Here is a 14,394-nt window from a genome sequence, read left to right as displayed (position 1 = left end):
TTCACGCGGCAGAACGAGAGCCGTCAGGACCACGGGACATGCGGCCGAGGCGACGATTCCGGCACAGCGTTTTCATTGCAGGTCGATCCGAGGGATCCGGGGGGATGTCGCTGGACTGAAGTTCCTGTTTGCCAAAGGGTCTTTCAGCGTGCCATCCCGAGATCAGACGGGGCCGTCCGCATCCTTGGAGCAGCGCATGAAGCGTGTTGATGCCAGCGGCCAGCAGATGGCCGCGCTCGTTCGTGGACATGACTGGTCATCGACCCCCCTTGGATCGACGGACGCATGGCCGGAGGGGCTGAAGCTCCTGCTCAGCATCATGATGGGCTCGCATCAGCCGATGTTCGTGATCTGGGGCGACGAGCACCGCATCATCTACAACGACGGCTATGCCGAGATCCTGGCATCGAAGCACCCTGCGGCGCTGGGGATGCCCTTCTTCGAGGTCTGGCACGAGATCCGGACGGATCTGGAGCCGATCGTCGCCCAGGCCATGGGAGGCGAGTCCGTCTTCATGAGCGACATCGAGCTTTTGATGCACCGCAAGGGGTTCCCGGAGGAGACGCACTTCTCGTTCTCCTACACGCCCGTGCGCGATCCCGATGGAAGCGTCGTCGGCATCTTCTGCCCCTGCGTCGAGACGACCGGTCTCGTGACGTCACAGAGGCGGTTGCTGGAGCGGGAGCGGGACCTGTCCGAAGCGCTCGCCGCCCGGGAAACGCTGTTGGCGGAGAAGGACGTCCTGCTCGCGGAGGTGAACCACCGCGTCAAGAACAGCCTCCAGCTCGTCGTCAGTGCCTTGAGCCTGCAGAGCCGACGGATCAAGGACCCCGCGACGAAGGCGGCCTTCGAGCAGGCCATCAGCCGCGTCCGGGCGATCACGTCGGTGCACGAGCGGCTCTACAAGTCGGACAATCCTCTCGTGGTCGAGATGAAGACCTATCTCGAAGGGCTCGCGGACGACCTTGCCGTGACGCAGGAGATGCGGAACCGCATGAAGGTGGAGGTCGACGACGTCCGGATGAGAACGGAACGGGCGATTTCGCTGGCGATCATCGTGAACGAACTCGTAACCAACTGTCTAAAATATGCCTATCCCGAGGATCGTCCTGGCCCGATCGTCCTTTCTCTCGTGAAGAGGGACGGCGAGATGCTCGAATTGACGGTCGCCGACGAAGGGGTCGGCATGTTGAACAAGGAAGAGTCTGGCGGAGGTCTCGGCACGCGGCTCGTCGCCACCATGGCGGGGCAGCTGGAAGCGGCCGTCGACCGGTCCGCGACGCAGGCGGGCTTCACCGTCTCGCTCGTCTTCTCCCGCGAGGAGCCTGCATGACCCTGCGCGTCCTCATCGTCGAAGACGAGATGCTGCTGGCCCTGGATCTCGAGGACATCCTGGTCGAGGCCGGCTACCACGTCGTCGGGAACGCGGTCGACATGCACCAGGCGATCGCGACGTGCGAGAAGCTCGGCGACCGGATCGACATCGCCATCATGGATGTCCATCTCGCCCGCGGGACGAACGGCGTCGAGACGGCCAAGATCCTGCGACAGCGCTGGAACATCCCATCCCTCTTCGTCAGCGGCAACATCGACGACAAGATGCAGGCGCTGGCGCTGGAATGGCGGCCGGCCGGGTTTGTCGGCAAGCCGTTTTCCCAGCGCGAGGTCCTGAAAGCGTTGGCCTCCGTGTCGGCCGCGGCCGCATGACGGCGCCTGCGCCAAGAGAGGGTGCGCTCACCCCTCGATCAGGGACCGGATGCGTTCGGTGACGGCTTCCATCTGGAAAGGCTTGGTGACCACCTCCATGTCGGGGCCGAGATGGCCCTGGCTGAGGATGGCGCTCTCGGCGTATCCCGTCACGAACAGCACCTTCAATCCCTGGCGGAGCTCACGCGCGGCGTCTGCGACCTGACGACCGTTCATGCCGTTGGGGAGCCCGACGTCGGTGACGAGGCGGTCGATCTTCACATTGGACCGGATGATCGCCATCGCCTTGGGCCCGTCGGCGGCCTCGACGACCAGAACGGACCTGCGGATCGCGGCGGCCGGTCCGGAGGCGCTTGAGGCAACGAGGTCCTCGCGGCGGCGACGAAAACGTCCGCCTGCTCGATCCCGTGCTCCTGCACGCAGCGCTGGACCGTCATCTCCGCCTTGCCGCTCGTCTCGAACCGTGGTGTCGGACGTGCCATGGGCGTGGCATCTGCCGGTTGGGATCGGCCCGCGCGCGGGCTTCGAAGGCCCCAGTCCGGTTCGGGTTCAACGCCGGAGTGGTCGCGCAGTGCGAGCCAGCACCGACCGGTCTTTGCCGTCGCAGCGACACAATGCGTCGGATCGATGTCGCGCCGCACCCGTTGCTTGCCTGTCGCGCCAGGCTGGGCCGACGGGAGAGGCGCGCGGCATGAGACAGAAGCCCATTCGAGAGCAGGTCATCGTCGTCACCGGAGCCACGAGCGGCAACGGGCTGGCCATCGCCGAGGCGGCCGTTCGCGGCGGCGCGGCGGTCGTCCTCGTGGCCCGCAGCGAGACGGCATTGGGTGAGATCCGGAGCCGCTTGTCCTCGGCCGGCGGACGCGTCGCCACCTGCACGGCGGACGTCGCCGACGAGGGCGCCGCCGAGCGGATCGTGGCGACGGCGGTCGAGGCCTTCGGAGGCTTCGACGCCTGGGTCAACAACGCGGGCACGGGCACCTACGGCACGCTGGAGCAGGTCCCCGTCGAAGACCACCGGCGCGTCTTCGACGTCAACTACTTCGGCACTCTCTACGGCTCGCTGGCCGCGGCACGCCACCTTCGCTCGCGCGGCGGCGGCACCATCGTCAATGTCGGCTCGATGCTGTCCGACCGGGCGATCCTTCAACAGGGTCCCTATTGTGCGACGAAGCATGCGGTTCAAGCGCTGACCGACACGCTGCGCATAGAGCTCGAGCGCGAGGGCTCCGACATCTCGGTGACCCTGGTCAAGCCCGCGGCCATCGACACGCCGTTTCCCGAACACGCGCGCAACTTCATGGACGCACCGCCGCGCCTTCCGCCGCCGCTCTACCATCCCAGCGTCGTAGCGGACGCCGTGCTCTTCGCCTGCACCCATCGGCGACGCCAACTCTACGCGGGCGGCTTCGGCCCCTTCGGGTCGGCGATGTCCGTCCTGGCGCCTCGGGCAACCGATCTAGCGATGGAGGTGCTCGGAACGCGCATGCAGCAGATGTCGGACGATCCGGGCGATCCCGAACGTCGCGACAACCTCTACGAACACCGCCCCGGCGCCGTCCGGGGAAGCCAGAGGGTGGCGGCACGACGAAGCAGCTTGGCCTTGCAGATCCAGAAGGTGCCGCCGGCCGCGCTCGGCCTTGCGGTGGCCGCCGCAGGCGCGGTCCTCGCTCGCCTCGCGACGGGATCCAGAAAGCGTCGTCCGTGGCGCTGACCCGGGACACGTTGCTGGGACGAGACGCCGACCTCGTCCTGATCCTCAGCGGCGGCAACGCCCTCGGGGCCTTCCAAGCCGGCGTCTACCAAGCTCTCCACGAGGCGGGACTCGAGCCCGACTGGATCGTCGGAACCTCGATCGGCGCCATCAACGGCGCGTTGATCGCGGGATCGACGTTTGAGAACCGCGTCGAGGCCCTTCGAGCCTTCTGGCGAGCACCCTTCGATGGCGGATCCTTCTGGCCTTTCGCCTCCGACACCCTGCGCCGGACGGCTGCCGCCAACTGGACGATGGCTGCCGGGCGCCCCGGCATCTTCGGCCCGATCCTGTCCGGCGCTGCCGGCCCTTCGATCTATGAGACCGAGGAACTGCGGAGATCGCTCCTGGCGAGGGTCGACTTCGACCGCCTCAACGACGGAGCCTGCCGCTACACCGCGACCGCTGTCGATCTCAAAACAGGCGAGGACGTCGCGTTCGACACGAGGGAGCGGCGGGTCGGTGCTGACCATGTGCGCGCCAGCGCGGCACTTCCCGTCCTCTTCCCGCCCGTGGAGATCGACGGACGCGGTTTCGTCGACGGCGGCGTCTCGGCGAATCTTGCGCTGGACCCGTTCTTCGTCGTCCCGCCAGCCCGGCCGACGCTCTGCATCGCGGTGGACCTTCTTCCGCTGGCGCAGGCGCTGCCCCGCACGATCGGCGAGGCGGGGAGCCGCATGCAGGACCTCATGTTCGCGGCGCAGTCGCGTCGCTCGCTGACCCGGTGGCGTGAGGCCTACGCTGGCTATGCAGGGCCCGGCATCACCTTCGTGCAGCTGACCTACACGGCGCAGGAGGACGAGATCCTCGGCAAGGCTCTGGACTTCTCGGCTGCGACGGTCGAAGCGAGGACGCGCACGGGCCACAGCCAGGCCGCGAGGCTTTTGAGGTCGATGGAATGCGGAGACCTCTCCTTGCGAACGGCCGGCTTCTCCGTCCATCCAGCGTGATCCACCATCGTCACGACCTCCATGCCGGGGTGCCGCGTCGCTGAAGGCTCCGATCGACAGGCCCCGCTGCAAGGCCGGCTGTCAGCCATCCCAAGGGGATCGCGACCCGGCCGGCTCCAACCGGTTCTTCATCGCGCTTCGGCACGAGGCATCGGTCTGCGCTGTCAGAAGATGCCGGTCTCCCTGGCGACGCGCCGATAGGCGGCGCCCGCGGTGAAGCCGCCGTCGATCACGAAATCCTCGCCCGTCATGAAGCTCGAAGCGTCGGAGGCGAGAAAGAGGACGAGTTCGGCGATCTCCTCCGGCGTGCCGCTGCGGCGCATCGGCGTCATCTCGATCATCGGCTGGAGATGCGGGCTGTCCTTGTTGAGCTCGGTGACGACCAGACCGGGACAGATGGCGTTGACGCGGATGTTCGCGTCGGCGAACTCCATCGCAGCCGATCGGGTGAGCCCGCGAAGCCCCCATTTGCTGGCGGTGTAGGCGGGATCGGAATGGCCGGAGAACGCGCTGTTCGACGAGATGTTGACGATCGACCCGCCGCCCGTCTCCACCATCAGACCCGCCGCTGCCCGGATGCCGAGAAAGGCGCCTGTTAGATTGACGCGAAGGACTCGCTCCCAGGCGCCAAGGTCGGTGCCGGCGATCGTCGAGCGGTTGATGATGCCGGCATTGTTGACGAGGATGTCGAGCCGGCCCTTCCACGCACGGCAGGTTCCGACGGCCGTCTCCCAATCCGCCGGGTCGGTCACGTCGAGCGCGACGAACCGAGCCTCGAGCCCTTGCGCCGAGAGATCGGCGGCCAGCGCTTCGCCCTCGGCGACGAGCACATCGGCGATGAGCACCGCAGCGCCTTCGCGGGCGAGAAGCCTGGCCTCCGCCGCGCCCTGACCGCGTCCGCCGCCCGTGATCAGCGCCACCCGTCCGTCGAGCCGCTTCGTCATGCCATCCTCCTCATGAGACGCCTCTTGGCCGCGCGTCGACCGTGCGCTGGCGCTGCTCGCCGAGGCCGGCGATGCCGAGCCGCATCTCCTGCCCGGATGTCAGGAAGACCGGTGGCTTCAGCCCGAGGCCGACGCCGGGCGGCGTTCCGGTGGCGATGATGTCGCCGGGCTCCAGCGTCATGAACTGGCTGAGATAGGAAACGAGCCGAGCCACTCCGAAGATCATGGTGCGCGTGGTGCCGGTCTGGCGGCGGCGCCCGTCGACATCCAGCCAGAGGTCGAGCGCCTGGGGGTCCGGCACCTCGTCGCGCGTCACCAGCCAGGGGCCGATCGGTCCGAATGTGTCGTGGCTCTTGCCCTTGGTCCACTGGCCGCCGCGCTCGGATTGGAAAGCGCGTTCCGAGACGTCGTTGACGACGCAATAGCCGGCGACATGAGCCAGCGCCGCGTCCTCCTCGACATATTTCGCGACGCTGCCGATGACGACGCCGAGTTCGACCTCCCAGTCGGTCTTGACCGACCCAAGCGGGATTTCGACGTCGTCGTTCGGTCCGATGACGGCGCTCGTCGCCTTCATGAAGACGATGGGCTCTTCGGGCGGCGCCTTGCCGGTCTCTCGGGCGTGGTCGGCGTCGTTGAGGCCGATGCAGATGAACTTGCCCGGCCGGGCGATGCAGGGTCCGATCCGCGCGTCCCTTGGGGCGAGGGGAAGGCTCGCGAGATCGAGGGCGGATAGACGCTGCAGCGAGGCGGGCGACAGCGCAGCGCCGCTGAGGTCGGGCAGGACAGCGGACAGATCGCGCACCGCGCCATCGGCATCCAGAATGCCCGGCCGCTCGCTGCCGGCCTCGCCGAAACGAAGCAGCTTCATGCGATTTCCGCCCTGGCCTTGCCCGACGGCGGCACGTAGCCGGCGAGGATCTCGTCGGCGACGTCCTCGAGATTGACGACGACATTGTCGGGCGTGCGCGCCGTCAGCCAGACGAGCTCCTCGCTGGTCGACATGTTCACCTCGACATGCGGCATGAAGGGCGGCACGAAGACAAAATCGCCCTCGCTCATGTCGATGAACTCTTCGTAGGCCGTTCCCCAATAGATGCGGCCCTTGCCCTTCAGCACGTAGCCGCCGGTCTCGGCCTCGCCGTGATGGTGGGGCAGCGAGCGGTAGCCCGGCTCGTTCGAGACCTTGCCGAACCAGATCCGGGTGGCCGGCGTGTGCTGCGGGCTGACGCCGGAAACGCGCACGGCCCCGCCGGACTGCCCGGTTGCGCCATGCTCCTCGTTCCTGCGTGTGACGATGGGCCTTATGTCGGACGGCATCGGTGTCTCTCCCTGAAGGTGTCGGTGGCCGGGGGCGGGGCTTGCGGAGCGGGCGTCTCAGTCGGGAATGATTGCCGTCGCGACGATCTCGACCTTGGCGCGATCCTCCATCAAGGCGACGACCTGCACCGCGGCCATGGGCGGGAAGTGCCGGCCGATCACGGCGCGATAGACCTCACCGATCTCCTTCAGGCTGCCGCGATAGGCGTCCCGATCGGTGAAGTACCAGGTCATCTGGACGATGTGCCCGGGCGCCGCTCCGGCGGTGCGCAGCACCGCTGCGACGTTCTTCAACGCCTGCTCGACCTGACCCACGAAATCGTCGGACTGGAACTCGCCCTTCTCGTCCCAGCCGATCTGTCCACCGACCTGGACGAACGTCCCCTTGGCGCGGATGCCGTTCGAATAGCCGACGGGCTTGGCCCAGCCGTCGGGCTGAACGATCTGATGGGTCATGCCGCGAGCTCCCGATAAAGGGCGAGGCCGGCGCGCACGTCGTCCGGCCAAGGCGTGGACGTGTGGCCGTCGAGCGAGGTCGCGACGATGCGCTGGCGGATGGTCCAGATGATCTCGCCGCGCACGGTCACGATCGTCTCCAGATCCAGCGAGCTTCGGCCGATCGCGCGCACGTGAACCGCGAAGTCGAGGACGTCGCCATAGGTCGACGGGCGCTTGAACTCGACATTCATCGTCACCGTCGGCAAGCCGATCCGCCGTTCGAACATCAGCGCCTTCCAGGTGACGCCGAAGGAGGCGAACATGGCCTCGTTCACATCGACGAGCATGGAGAAATAGGCGGGGTGATAGGCGATGCCGGTGAGGTCGCAATCGCCGAAGCGCAGGGGTTTGGAATGCGTGAAGGGCATGAGCGTGTCCTGTTATCCGGCCATGATCTCGCCGCCGGCGACGGCGATGGCCTGGCCCGTGATGGCGGAGGCGGAAGGGCGGGCGAGCCAGAGCACGGCATCGGCGACCTCGGCGGGATCGACGAGGCGGCCTTGCGGATTGGCGCGGGTGAGTTCGGCGAGGGCTGCGGCGGGCGAGCGACCGGTCTTGTCCGCGATCCTCTCCACCGCCTGCGCCACGATCGGCGTGTCGGTAAAGCCGGGGCAGACGGCGTTGACGGTGATGCCGGTCCTGGCGAGCTCCAGCGCGAGGGACCGCGTCAATCCGACGACGCCGTGCTTGGCGGCGCAGTAGGCCGAGACGTAGGCGTAGCCGGTGAGACCGGCCGTCGACGCGATGTTGATGATGCGTCCGCCCTCGGCCGCGGTTCGGATGTCGGGCAGGGCCGCCTGCGTGACGTTGAAGACGCCGGTGAGGTCGGTGGCGATCACGCTCGACCAAAGCGCGCCGCTCGTCGTCTCGAAGGAGGCGCTCGGCGCCTCGCCCGCATTGTTGACGAGGATCGACACGGGGCCGAAGACGGCGCGCGCGGCGTCGAGGCCCGACGCGATGGCCGAGGGGTCGGTGACGTCGAAGCCGGACGCGACGAAGCTCCGCCCGTCGCCGATCCGCGCCGCCACCTCCCGCAACGGCCCCTCGCGCCTGCCGCAAAGCGTCACGTTCGCGCCGGCGCGCGCCAGAGCCTGCGCGATGGCCGCGCCGATGCCGGAGCCCGCGCCGGTGACGAGCGCATGGCGCCCTTGCAGCGGCGGTGCCGGAACGGCGCTCATTGGGCGGCGGCCCGTTCGAGGCCGGTTTCGTACTGGCGCTTGGCGGAGACGTATTGCTTCGGCCATGACAGGGACCGGACGCCGATCCGGGCCGCCTCGTGCAGGGCCCAGGCCGGGTCGGCGAGGTGCGGCCGGGCGATGGCGCAGAGGTCCGCGCGGCCGGCGGCGATGATCGAATTGGCGTGGTCGGCCTCGGAGATCGCGCCGACGGCGATCGTCGCAATGCCGACCTCGTTGCGGATCTTGTCGGAGAAGGGTGTCTGGAACAGGCGGCCGTAGACCGGCTTCTCCTGCTTGCTGACCTGGCCCGACGAGCAGTCGATCATGTCGGCCCCGGCCGCCTTGAACATCGCCGCGAAGATCGCCGCATCGTCCGGCATGTTGCCGCCCGCGGTCCAGTCATGGGCCGACAGGCGCACCGAGATCGGCCTGTCCTCTGGCCAGACGGCACGGATCGCGCGGAAGATCGCCAGCGGGTATCGCGCGCGGTTCTCGTGCGAGCCGCCGTACTCGTCCTCCCGCCGGTTGGTCAGCGGCGACAGGAAGGAGGAGAGAAGGTAGCCGTGGGCGCAGTGCAGTTCCAACCAGTCGACGCCCGCTTGCGCCGCACGGCGCGTGGCGGCGGAGAACTCGGACAGGACGGCGTCCATGTCGGCCCGGTCCATCGCCTTCGGCAGAGCGGAATGGGGCAGATAGGGCAGGGCCGAGGCCGACAGCAGCGGCCAGCCGCCGGACTGCAAGGGCTCGTCGATGCCATCCCAGGCACGGCGCGTCGCGCCCTTGCGCCCGGCATGGCCGAGTTGGATGCCGAGCTTGGCCCCGCTATGGGCGTGGACGAAGTCGGCGAGGCGCTTCCAGCCCTTCGTCTGATCGTCGTTCCAAAGGCCGAGGCATCCCGGCGTGATCCGTGCCTCGGGCGAAACGCAGGTCATCTCGCCGAACACCAGCCCCGCCCCGCCGACAGCGCGCGCGCCGAGATGCACCAGGTGGAAATCGTCGATCAGGCCGTCCGTCGCCGAATACATCGCCATGGGCGAGACGACGATGCGGTTTGGGAGGGTCACGCCACGGATGGCGAACGGCGTCAGCATCGGCGGCAGCGGGCGTTCGCCGTCCTCGGCCGGAACGCCGGCACGCGCGGCGAACCAGCGCTCGTAACCCTCCAGCCATTTGGGATCGCGAAGACGCAGGTTCTCGTGGCTGATGCGCTGCGAGCGCGTCAGCATGGAATACATGAACTGCTCGGGCGGCAAGGTGTCGGCATAGCGCGTCCCCACCACCTCGAACCATTCCATCGCGTTCCGCGCCGCGTTCTGAATGCGCGCGACGTCGACACGGCGGATCGCTTCGTAGTCGGCGAGCACGGCGGGGATCGCGGCCGTGACGTGACCGTGAGCGTTGAACTGGCGCGTCAGTTCGATCGCGTCTTCCAGAGCGAGCTTGGTGCCCGAACCGATGGCGAAATGCGCGGTGTGAGCGGCGTCGCCCATCAGGACCACATGCGAGCGGCCGTTGAAATGGCTCCACTTGCCACAGATGAGATGCGAGAAGTTCAGCCAGGCCGAACCGGTCAGATGCCGCGCATTGCTGAGCAGGGAGGCGCCGTCCAGCGTCTCGGCGAAAAGGCTCTCGCAGAAGGCGATCGACGCGTCCTGGGTCATCTGGTCGAGGCCGTGTGCCTTGTAGGCGGCCTCGGTGGTCTCGACGATGAAGGTCGAGGTTTCCGAATCGAATTTGTAGATGTGGGCCTGGAACCAGCCGTGCGCCGTCTTGCGGAAGTCGAAGGTGAAGGCGTCGAAGAGCTTGTTCGTTCCGAGCCACACGAAGCGGTTCGGCCGCACGGCGAGATCGGGCTCGAAGACGTCGGCATAGGCGCGGCGGATGGCCGAGTTGAACCCGTCCGAGGCGATCACGAGATCGGCCTCGGGATGGTCGCCGTCGCCCTTGGCCTCCGTCTGGAAGCGGAGTTCGACGCCCAGCGCCTCGCAGCGGGCCTGCAGGATGTTCAGAAGCTTCTTGCGCCCGATGCCGACGAAGCCGTGGCCGGTCGTGCGCTGACGCGTGCCGTCGAACAGAAGCTCGATGTCGTCCCAATGATTGAACGCATCCTCGATCTCGGCAGCGCTTTCCGGGTCCCAGCGCCGCATGGCCGCGAGCGTGGCGTCCGAGAAGACGACGCCCCAGCCGAACGTGTCGTAGGGCAGGTTTCGCTCGACGACCGTGATCGAATGCTCGGGATGGTTCCTCTTCATGAGGAGCGCGAAATACAGCCCGGCCGGGCCGCCGCCGATGCAGACGATGCGCATGTCGAACCCTCTCCGAAGATACTTTAGATCTAAAGTATTTTCGGGGGGAGAGGCTGTCAAGGACGGGCGCGTCCTGGCCTGCGCTTTCGCCTCGCTTCCCGCGTTGCGGCCTTTGCCGAGGCTGGCGTCTTCAATCGGGCTTGGGGGCCGCCTCGGTGTCGAGCGCGGTGCGGACCGCGGCCTTCAACTCGCCGAGCTCGGCCCACAGCGCGCCCTGACGCTGGCCATCGAAGCCTTCCATCATCTCGGCCAGCCAGTCGCCATGCGCCTTGGCCATGCGCGCGAAGGCGTCGCGCCCTTCCACCGTCAGGCTGACACGGGCGGCCCGCCGATCCTCGGGATCGACCGTGCGGTTGACGAGACCCTCCTGGACGAGCCGTTCGACGAGGCCCGTGATATTGCCGTTCGTCACCATCATGCGGCGCGATAGCTCGCCGAGAAGAATGCCGTCCTTCGCGCGCTCGAGCTGCGCCATGAGATCGAAGCGGGGGAGCGTCATGTCGAAGCCGTCCCGCAGGCGCCTTCGAATTTCCGCCTCGATCATATGGGTGCAGGTCAGAAGCCTCAGCCACAGGCGAAGCTCGTCCCGGTGCAGCTGCGGGTGTTCGTCCACCTTCGATTCCGCGTCGAGGGGTTGGCGTTCCGGTCCCTGCATGTGTCCACCCGTTCGTTCCCGTGAGGCTGTCCGTCCCTCTGCGTCGGACATGCCGCCTTCGCTATAATTCGTGCAAGGACGAACCCGGCGGCAACGACCAAAAATTATTATAGGCCTAAAACAACATGCTTGCTCGCAGGGCAGGGCGGTGCGATGCTCAATTTGTGGACGCCTCGACGTCGGGCGTACGACCTTGAGCAGGAGGTCTGAGACATGCTGGGTCCCAGCGGACATTCCGACACGTTCGCCCGTGACAACCTTCCGCCCTTCGATGAATGGCCGGCGATCGACCTTGGCGACTTCGCCTATCCCGAATGGTTCAACGCAGGGGCCGAACTGACCGATCGCATGGTCGCGCGCGGCTTCGGTGAGCGGGTCGCCCTGATCGGGAACGGTCGTCGGCGGACCTATCGCGAGCTTGCCGAATGGACGAACCGGCTCGCCCACGCGCTCGTCGACGATCTCGGCGTCCAGCCCGGCAACCGCGTTCTGATCCGCTCCGGCAACAATCCCGCCATGGTCGCCGTCTGGCTCGCCGTCACCAAGGTCGGCGGCGTCGCCGTCAATACCATGCCGATGCTGCGGACGGGCGAGCTCGAGACGGTGATCGACAAGGCCGAGATCGCGTTCGCGCTCTGCGACGCGCGCCTGCTCGCCGAGATCGAGGCGATCGCGGACAGCCGCTTCCTCAAGCGGATCGTCGCCTTCGACGGCACGGCTTCGCACGATGCCGAACTCGATCGGCTGGCGCTGAACAAGCCCGTCGCCTTCGACCCGCCTCCGGTCGGGCGCGACGACGTCGCGCTTCTCGGTTTCACGTCCGGTTCGACGGGCGTGCCGAAGGCGACGATGCACTTCCAGCGTGATCTCGTGATCATCGCCGACGCCTATGCGCGCGAAGTGTTACAGGTGACGCCGGACGACGTCTTCGTCGGCTCGCCGCCGCTCGCCTTCACCTTCGGCCTCGGAGGGCTCGCGATCTTCCCGCTGCGCTTCGGCGCTGCCGCCGTTCTGGTCGAGGACGCCGGACCGCAAAGGCTCGTCGAGCTCATCCGGGAGACGAGCGCGACCGTCTGCTTCACCGCGCCGACCGCCTATCGCGCGATGCTGGCGGCGTCGGACGACGCGGCCGACTTCGCCTCGCTTCGCATCGCGGTGTCGGCCGGAGAAACCCTGCCGGCGCCGATCTTCGAGGAGTGGACGATCCGGACCGGCAAACCCATCCTCGACGGGATCGGCGGCACGGAGATGCTGCATATCTTCATCTCCAACCGCCTCGGCGAGGCGGCTCCGGGCTGCACGGGACGCCCGCTCCGAGGCTACGAGGCGCGCATCGTCGATGAGGCGATGAACGAGGTGCCACGCGGGACGGTCGGGCGCCTGGCCGTGCGCGGCCCGCTCGGATGCCGTTACCTTGCCGATCCGCGCCAGCGCGACGTCGTGAAGGACGGCTGGAATCTCACCGGCGACGCCTTTTTCCAGGACGAGGCCGGAGTTTTCCATTTCTGTGCGAGAACCGACGACATGATCGTTTCGGCGGGTTACAACATCGCCGGCCCCGAGGTGGAGGCCGCGCTGCTCAAGCATTCGGCGGTGCGCGAATGCGCCGTCATCGGACGGGACGACACAGCGCGCGGCTGCATCGTCGAGGCCCATATCGTGCTGGGCGCCGGTATGGTTGGAGACGAGATCATGGCGAAGACCCTGCAGGACCACGTGAAGGCGACGATCGCGCCCTACAAGTATCCGCGCTCGGTCGTCTTCGTGGACGCTCTACCGAAAACCGAATCGGGAAAGATCCAGCGCTTTCGCCTGCGACCGGCCGCATCCGCCGCTGCAGCGCCGCTGGGCTCCGCGCCGATGACGAGCCCGGTCTGAGGACGCCCGTCCTCCTCACTCCGTCTGAGATCTCCTGGAATTTCCCGCACCTATGAGGACGAACCGATGAAGACGACCGTTGCCGCCTGGACGGCCCTCACCCTGCTGGCGGGCCTTTCGGCCGCCTCGGCCGAGACGTTGAAGATCGGCATGATCACCACCTTGTCCGGGCCCGGCGCAGGGCTCGGCATCGACACGCGCGACGGCTTCCTCCTCGCGGTGAAGCAGTCCGGCGCCGGGGATGTCGAGGTGCTGGTCGAGGACGACGCGCAGAAGCCCGAGCTTGCCGTGCAGATCGCCGACAAGATGATCCAGAGCGAGGATGTCGGCGTTCTCACCGGCATCGTCTTCTCGAACATCCTGATGGCCGTCGCGCCCTCCGTCACCGCCCAGGAAAAGTTCTACGTCTCCACCAACGCCGCGCCCGCGGCACTCGCCGGCAAGGGTTGCAACCCGCTCTACTTCAATGCCGCCTACCAGAACGACAATCTGCATGAGGCGATGGGCGAATACGCCAATCGCGACAAGAAGAAGATGTTCATCATGGCTCCGAACTACCCGGCGGGCAAGGATTCGCTCACCGGCTTCAAGCGTTACTACAAGGGCGAGATCGCGGGCGAGGTCTACACCCAGGTCGGTCAGGCCGACTACGCCGCTGAAATCGCGCAGATCCGCGCGTCCGGCGCGGACGGCGCCTTCGTCTTCCTGCCGGGCGGCATGGGCATCGCCTTCATGAAGCAGTACGCCCAGTCCGGCTCTTCCGTGGAAATCATGGGCCCCGGATTCTCCTTCAGCCAGGATGTCCTCGGCGCCATCGGGCCGGCCGCCCTCGGCATCAAGAACTCCGGCCATTGGGCGAAGAATCTCGACAATGCCGCCAGCAAGAGCTTCGTGGAGGCCTTCCTCGCCGAATACGATCGTCTCCCCTCGCTCTACGCCGTTCAGGCCTTCGACGCCGCGCAGCTCATCCTGTCCGCCCACAAGACCACCGAGCCCTCCGACACGGAGGCGTTCCGCGCGGCGATGCTGAAAGCCGACATCCAGTCGCCGCGCGGCAAGTTCACGTTCAACACCAACCAGCACCCGATCCAGGACATCTATCTGACCGAGGTCGTCGACGAGAACGGCGTCCTCACCAACCACATCGTCGAGAAGATCTTCGCCGATCACGGCGACGCCTACGCCGCCGAATGCAAGATGTGACG

14 protein-coding genes and 1 pseudogene are annotated in these 14,394 nt (G+C 67.2%); 6 read left to right on the top strand and 9 right to left on the bottom strand.

Translation table 11 applies throughout. The annotated features are described in order from the left end of the window. Window positions 1–196: 196 nt before the first annotated feature. Both ASG43_RS19255 and ASG43_RS19250 read left to right on the top strand, forming a co-directional pair. On the top strand, window positions 197–1,333 hold the full coding sequence (locus ASG43_RS19255; protein WP_056508358.1) for a histidine kinase dimerization/phosphoacceptor domain -containing protein: 1,137 nt from the start codon (window positions 197–199) through the stop codon (window positions 1,331–1,333). After that, on the top strand, window positions 1,330–1,707 hold the full coding sequence (locus tag ASG43_RS19250) for a response regulator (RefSeq protein ID WP_056508356.1): 378 nt from the start codon (window positions 1,330–1,332) through the stop codon (window positions 1,705–1,707). The genes ASG43_RS19255 and ASG43_RS19250 overlap by 4 nt, the downstream gene beginning before the upstream one ends. Before the next feature lie 27 nt (window positions 1,708–1,734). On the opposite strand, the pseudogene ASG43_RS19245 reads toward ASG43_RS19250, so the two are convergent. Continuing rightward, window positions 1,735–2,016: pseudogene (locus ASG43_RS19245) on the bottom strand (response regulator); the annotation flags it as partial. Window positions 2,017–2,398: 382 nt separating this feature from the next. On the opposite strand from ASG43_RS19245, the gene ASG43_RS19240 reads away from it, so the two are divergent. Both ASG43_RS19240 and ASG43_RS22370 read left to right on the top strand, forming a co-directional pair. Next, complete coding sequence (locus ASG43_RS19240) at window positions 2,399–3,421, top strand: SDR family oxidoreductase (RefSeq protein ID WP_056508352.1); 1,023 nt, start codon at window positions 2,399–2,401, stop codon at window positions 3,419–3,421. Next, a complete protein-coding gene (locus ASG43_RS22370) occupies window positions 3,412–4,410 on the top strand; it encodes a patatin-like phospholipase family protein (RefSeq protein ID WP_056508350.1) in 999 nt (332 codons plus the stop codon). The genes ASG43_RS19240 and ASG43_RS22370 overlap by 10 nt, the downstream gene beginning before the upstream one ends. A 164-nt stretch (window positions 4,411–4,574) precedes the next feature. Here ASG43_RS22370 and ASG43_RS19230 read toward each other — a convergent pair whose 3' ends face one another. From ASG43_RS19230 to ASG43_RS19195, 8 genes are all read right to left on the bottom strand, one after another. Then, window positions 4,575–5,354 carry a glucose 1-dehydrogenase gene (locus tag ASG43_RS19230; RefSeq protein WP_056508348.1) on the bottom strand — a complete coding sequence of 260 codons (780 nt, stop codon included), beginning with the start codon at window positions 5,352–5,354 and terminating at the stop codon, window positions 4,575–4,577. A gap of 10 nt (window positions 5,355–5,364) precedes the next feature. Continuing rightward, window positions 5,365–6,225: a fumarylacetoacetate hydrolase family protein gene (locus tag ASG43_RS19225; RefSeq protein ID WP_056508346.1), complete on the bottom strand. Its 861-nt coding sequence runs from the start codon at window positions 6,223–6,225 to the stop codon at window positions 5,365–5,367. Beyond that, complete coding sequence (locus ASG43_RS19220; protein WP_056508344.1) at window positions 6,222–6,674, bottom strand: cupin domain-containing protein; 453 nt, start codon at window positions 6,672–6,674, stop codon at window positions 6,222–6,224. The genes ASG43_RS19225 and ASG43_RS19220 overlap by 4 nt, the downstream gene beginning before the upstream one ends. 57 nt (window positions 6,675–6,731) lie before the next feature. Next, the gene (locus tag ASG43_RS19215; protein WP_056508343.1) at window positions 6,732–7,130 is read right to left on the bottom strand and encodes a RidA family protein; all 399 of its coding nucleotides are present in this window, start codon (window positions 7,128–7,130) and stop codon (window positions 6,732–6,734) included. Beyond that, complete coding sequence (locus tag ASG43_RS19210; RefSeq protein WP_056508341.1) at window positions 7,127–7,540, bottom strand: thioesterase family protein; 414 nt, start codon at window positions 7,538–7,540, stop codon at window positions 7,127–7,129. Before ASG43_RS19210 ends, ASG43_RS19215 begins: the two co-directional genes overlap by 4 nt. A gap of 12 nt (window positions 7,541–7,552) precedes the next feature. Further along, window positions 7,553–8,350, bottom strand: coding sequence for an SDR family NAD(P)-dependent oxidoreductase (locus ASG43_RS19205; protein ID WP_056508339.1), 798 nt, complete (start codon window positions 8,348–8,350; stop codon window positions 7,553–7,555). Then, window positions 8,347–10,656 carry a bifunctional salicylyl-CoA 5-hydroxylase/oxidoreductase gene (locus ASG43_RS19200; protein WP_056508337.1) on the bottom strand — a complete coding sequence of 770 codons (2,310 nt, stop codon included), beginning with the start codon at window positions 10,654–10,656 and terminating at the stop codon, window positions 8,347–8,349. Before ASG43_RS19200 ends, ASG43_RS19205 begins: the two co-directional genes overlap by 4 nt. Window positions 10,657–10,786: 130 nt before the next feature. Beyond that, window positions 10,787–11,311, bottom strand: a complete 525-nt coding sequence (locus tag ASG43_RS19195; protein ID WP_056508335.1) for a MarR family transcriptional regulator — start codon at window positions 11,309–11,311, stop codon at window positions 10,787–10,789. A 213-nt stretch (window positions 11,312–11,524) separates the two neighbouring features. Here ASG43_RS19195 and ASG43_RS19190 point away from each other — a divergent pair, with 213 nt between their 5' ends. Together ASG43_RS19190 and ASG43_RS19185 are read left to right on the top strand one after the other, a co-directional pair. Continuing rightward, window positions 11,525–13,189 carry an AMP-binding protein gene (locus ASG43_RS19190; RefSeq protein ID WP_056508332.1) on the top strand — a complete coding sequence of 555 codons (1,665 nt, stop codon included), beginning with the start codon at window positions 11,525–11,527 and terminating at the stop codon, window positions 13,187–13,189. Window positions 13,190–13,255: 66 nt separating this feature from the next. Further along, window positions 13,256–14,392 (top strand): ABC transporter substrate-binding protein, encoded by a 1,137-nt coding sequence (locus ASG43_RS19185; protein WP_056508331.1) that lies wholly within the window; start codon window positions 13,256–13,258, stop codon window positions 14,390–14,392. Window positions 14,393–14,394 lie beyond the last annotated feature (2 nt).

Source organism: Aureimonas sp. Leaf454 (genome assembly GCF_001424685.1).
Classification (GTDB): domain Bacteria; phylum Pseudomonadota; class Alphaproteobacteria; order Rhizobiales; family Rhizobiaceae; genus Plantimonas.
Note: the sequence above shows the minus strand (reverse complement) of the source record. Positions and strands in the feature narration are given on the sequence as shown.

What these genes read in the sequence shown, in the direction of transcription:
- ASG43_RS19255 (WP_056508358.1), top strand. Translation starts at nt 197, where the DNA reads ATGAAGCGTGTTGATGCCAGCGGCCAGCAGATGGCCGCGCTCGTTCGT.
- ASG43_RS19250 (WP_056508356.1), top strand. Translation starts at nt 1,330, where the DNA reads ATGACCCTGCGCGTCCTCATCGTCGAAGACGAGATGCTGCTGGCCCTG.
- ASG43_RS19240 (WP_056508352.1), top strand. Translation starts at nt 2,399, where the DNA reads ATGAGACAGAAGCCCATTCGAGAGCAGGTCATCGTCGTCACCGGAGCC.
- ASG43_RS19230 (WP_056508348.1), bottom strand. Translation starts at nt 5,354, where the DNA reads ATGACGAAGCGGCTCGACGGACGGGTGGCGCTGATCACGGGCGGCGGA.
- ASG43_RS19225 (WP_056508346.1), bottom strand. Translation starts at nt 6,225, where the DNA reads ATGAAGCTGCTTCGTTTCGGCGAGGCCGGCAGCGAGCGGCCGGGCATT.
- ASG43_RS19220 (WP_056508344.1), bottom strand. Translation starts at nt 6,674, where the DNA reads ATGCCGTCCGACATAAGGCCCATCGTCACACGCAGGAACGAGGAGCAT.
- ASG43_RS19215 (WP_056508343.1), bottom strand. Translation starts at nt 7,130, where the DNA reads ATGACCCATCAGATCGTTCAGCCCGACGGCTGGGCCAAGCCCGTCGGC.
- ASG43_RS19210 (WP_056508341.1), bottom strand. Translation starts at nt 7,540, where the DNA reads ATGCCCTTCACGCATTCCAAACCCCTGCGCTTCGGCGATTGCGACCTC.
- ASG43_RS19205 (WP_056508339.1), bottom strand. Translation starts at nt 8,350, where the DNA reads ATGAGCGCCGTTCCGGCACCGCCGCTGCAAGGGCGCCATGCGCTCGTC.
- ASG43_RS19200 (WP_056508337.1), bottom strand. Translation starts at nt 10,656, where the DNA reads ATGCGCATCGTCTGCATCGGCGGCGGCCCGGCCGGGCTGTATTTCGCG.
- ASG43_RS19195 (WP_056508335.1), bottom strand. Translation starts at nt 11,311, where the DNA reads ATGCAGGGACCGGAACGCCAACCCCTCGACGCGGAATCGAAGGTGGAC.
- ASG43_RS19190 (WP_056508332.1), top strand. Translation starts at nt 11,525, where the DNA reads ATGCTGGGTCCCAGCGGACATTCCGACACGTTCGCCCGTGACAACCTT.
- ASG43_RS19185 (WP_056508331.1), top strand. Translation starts at nt 13,256, where the DNA reads ATGAAGACGACCGTTGCCGCCTGGACGGCCCTCACCCTGCTGGCGGGC.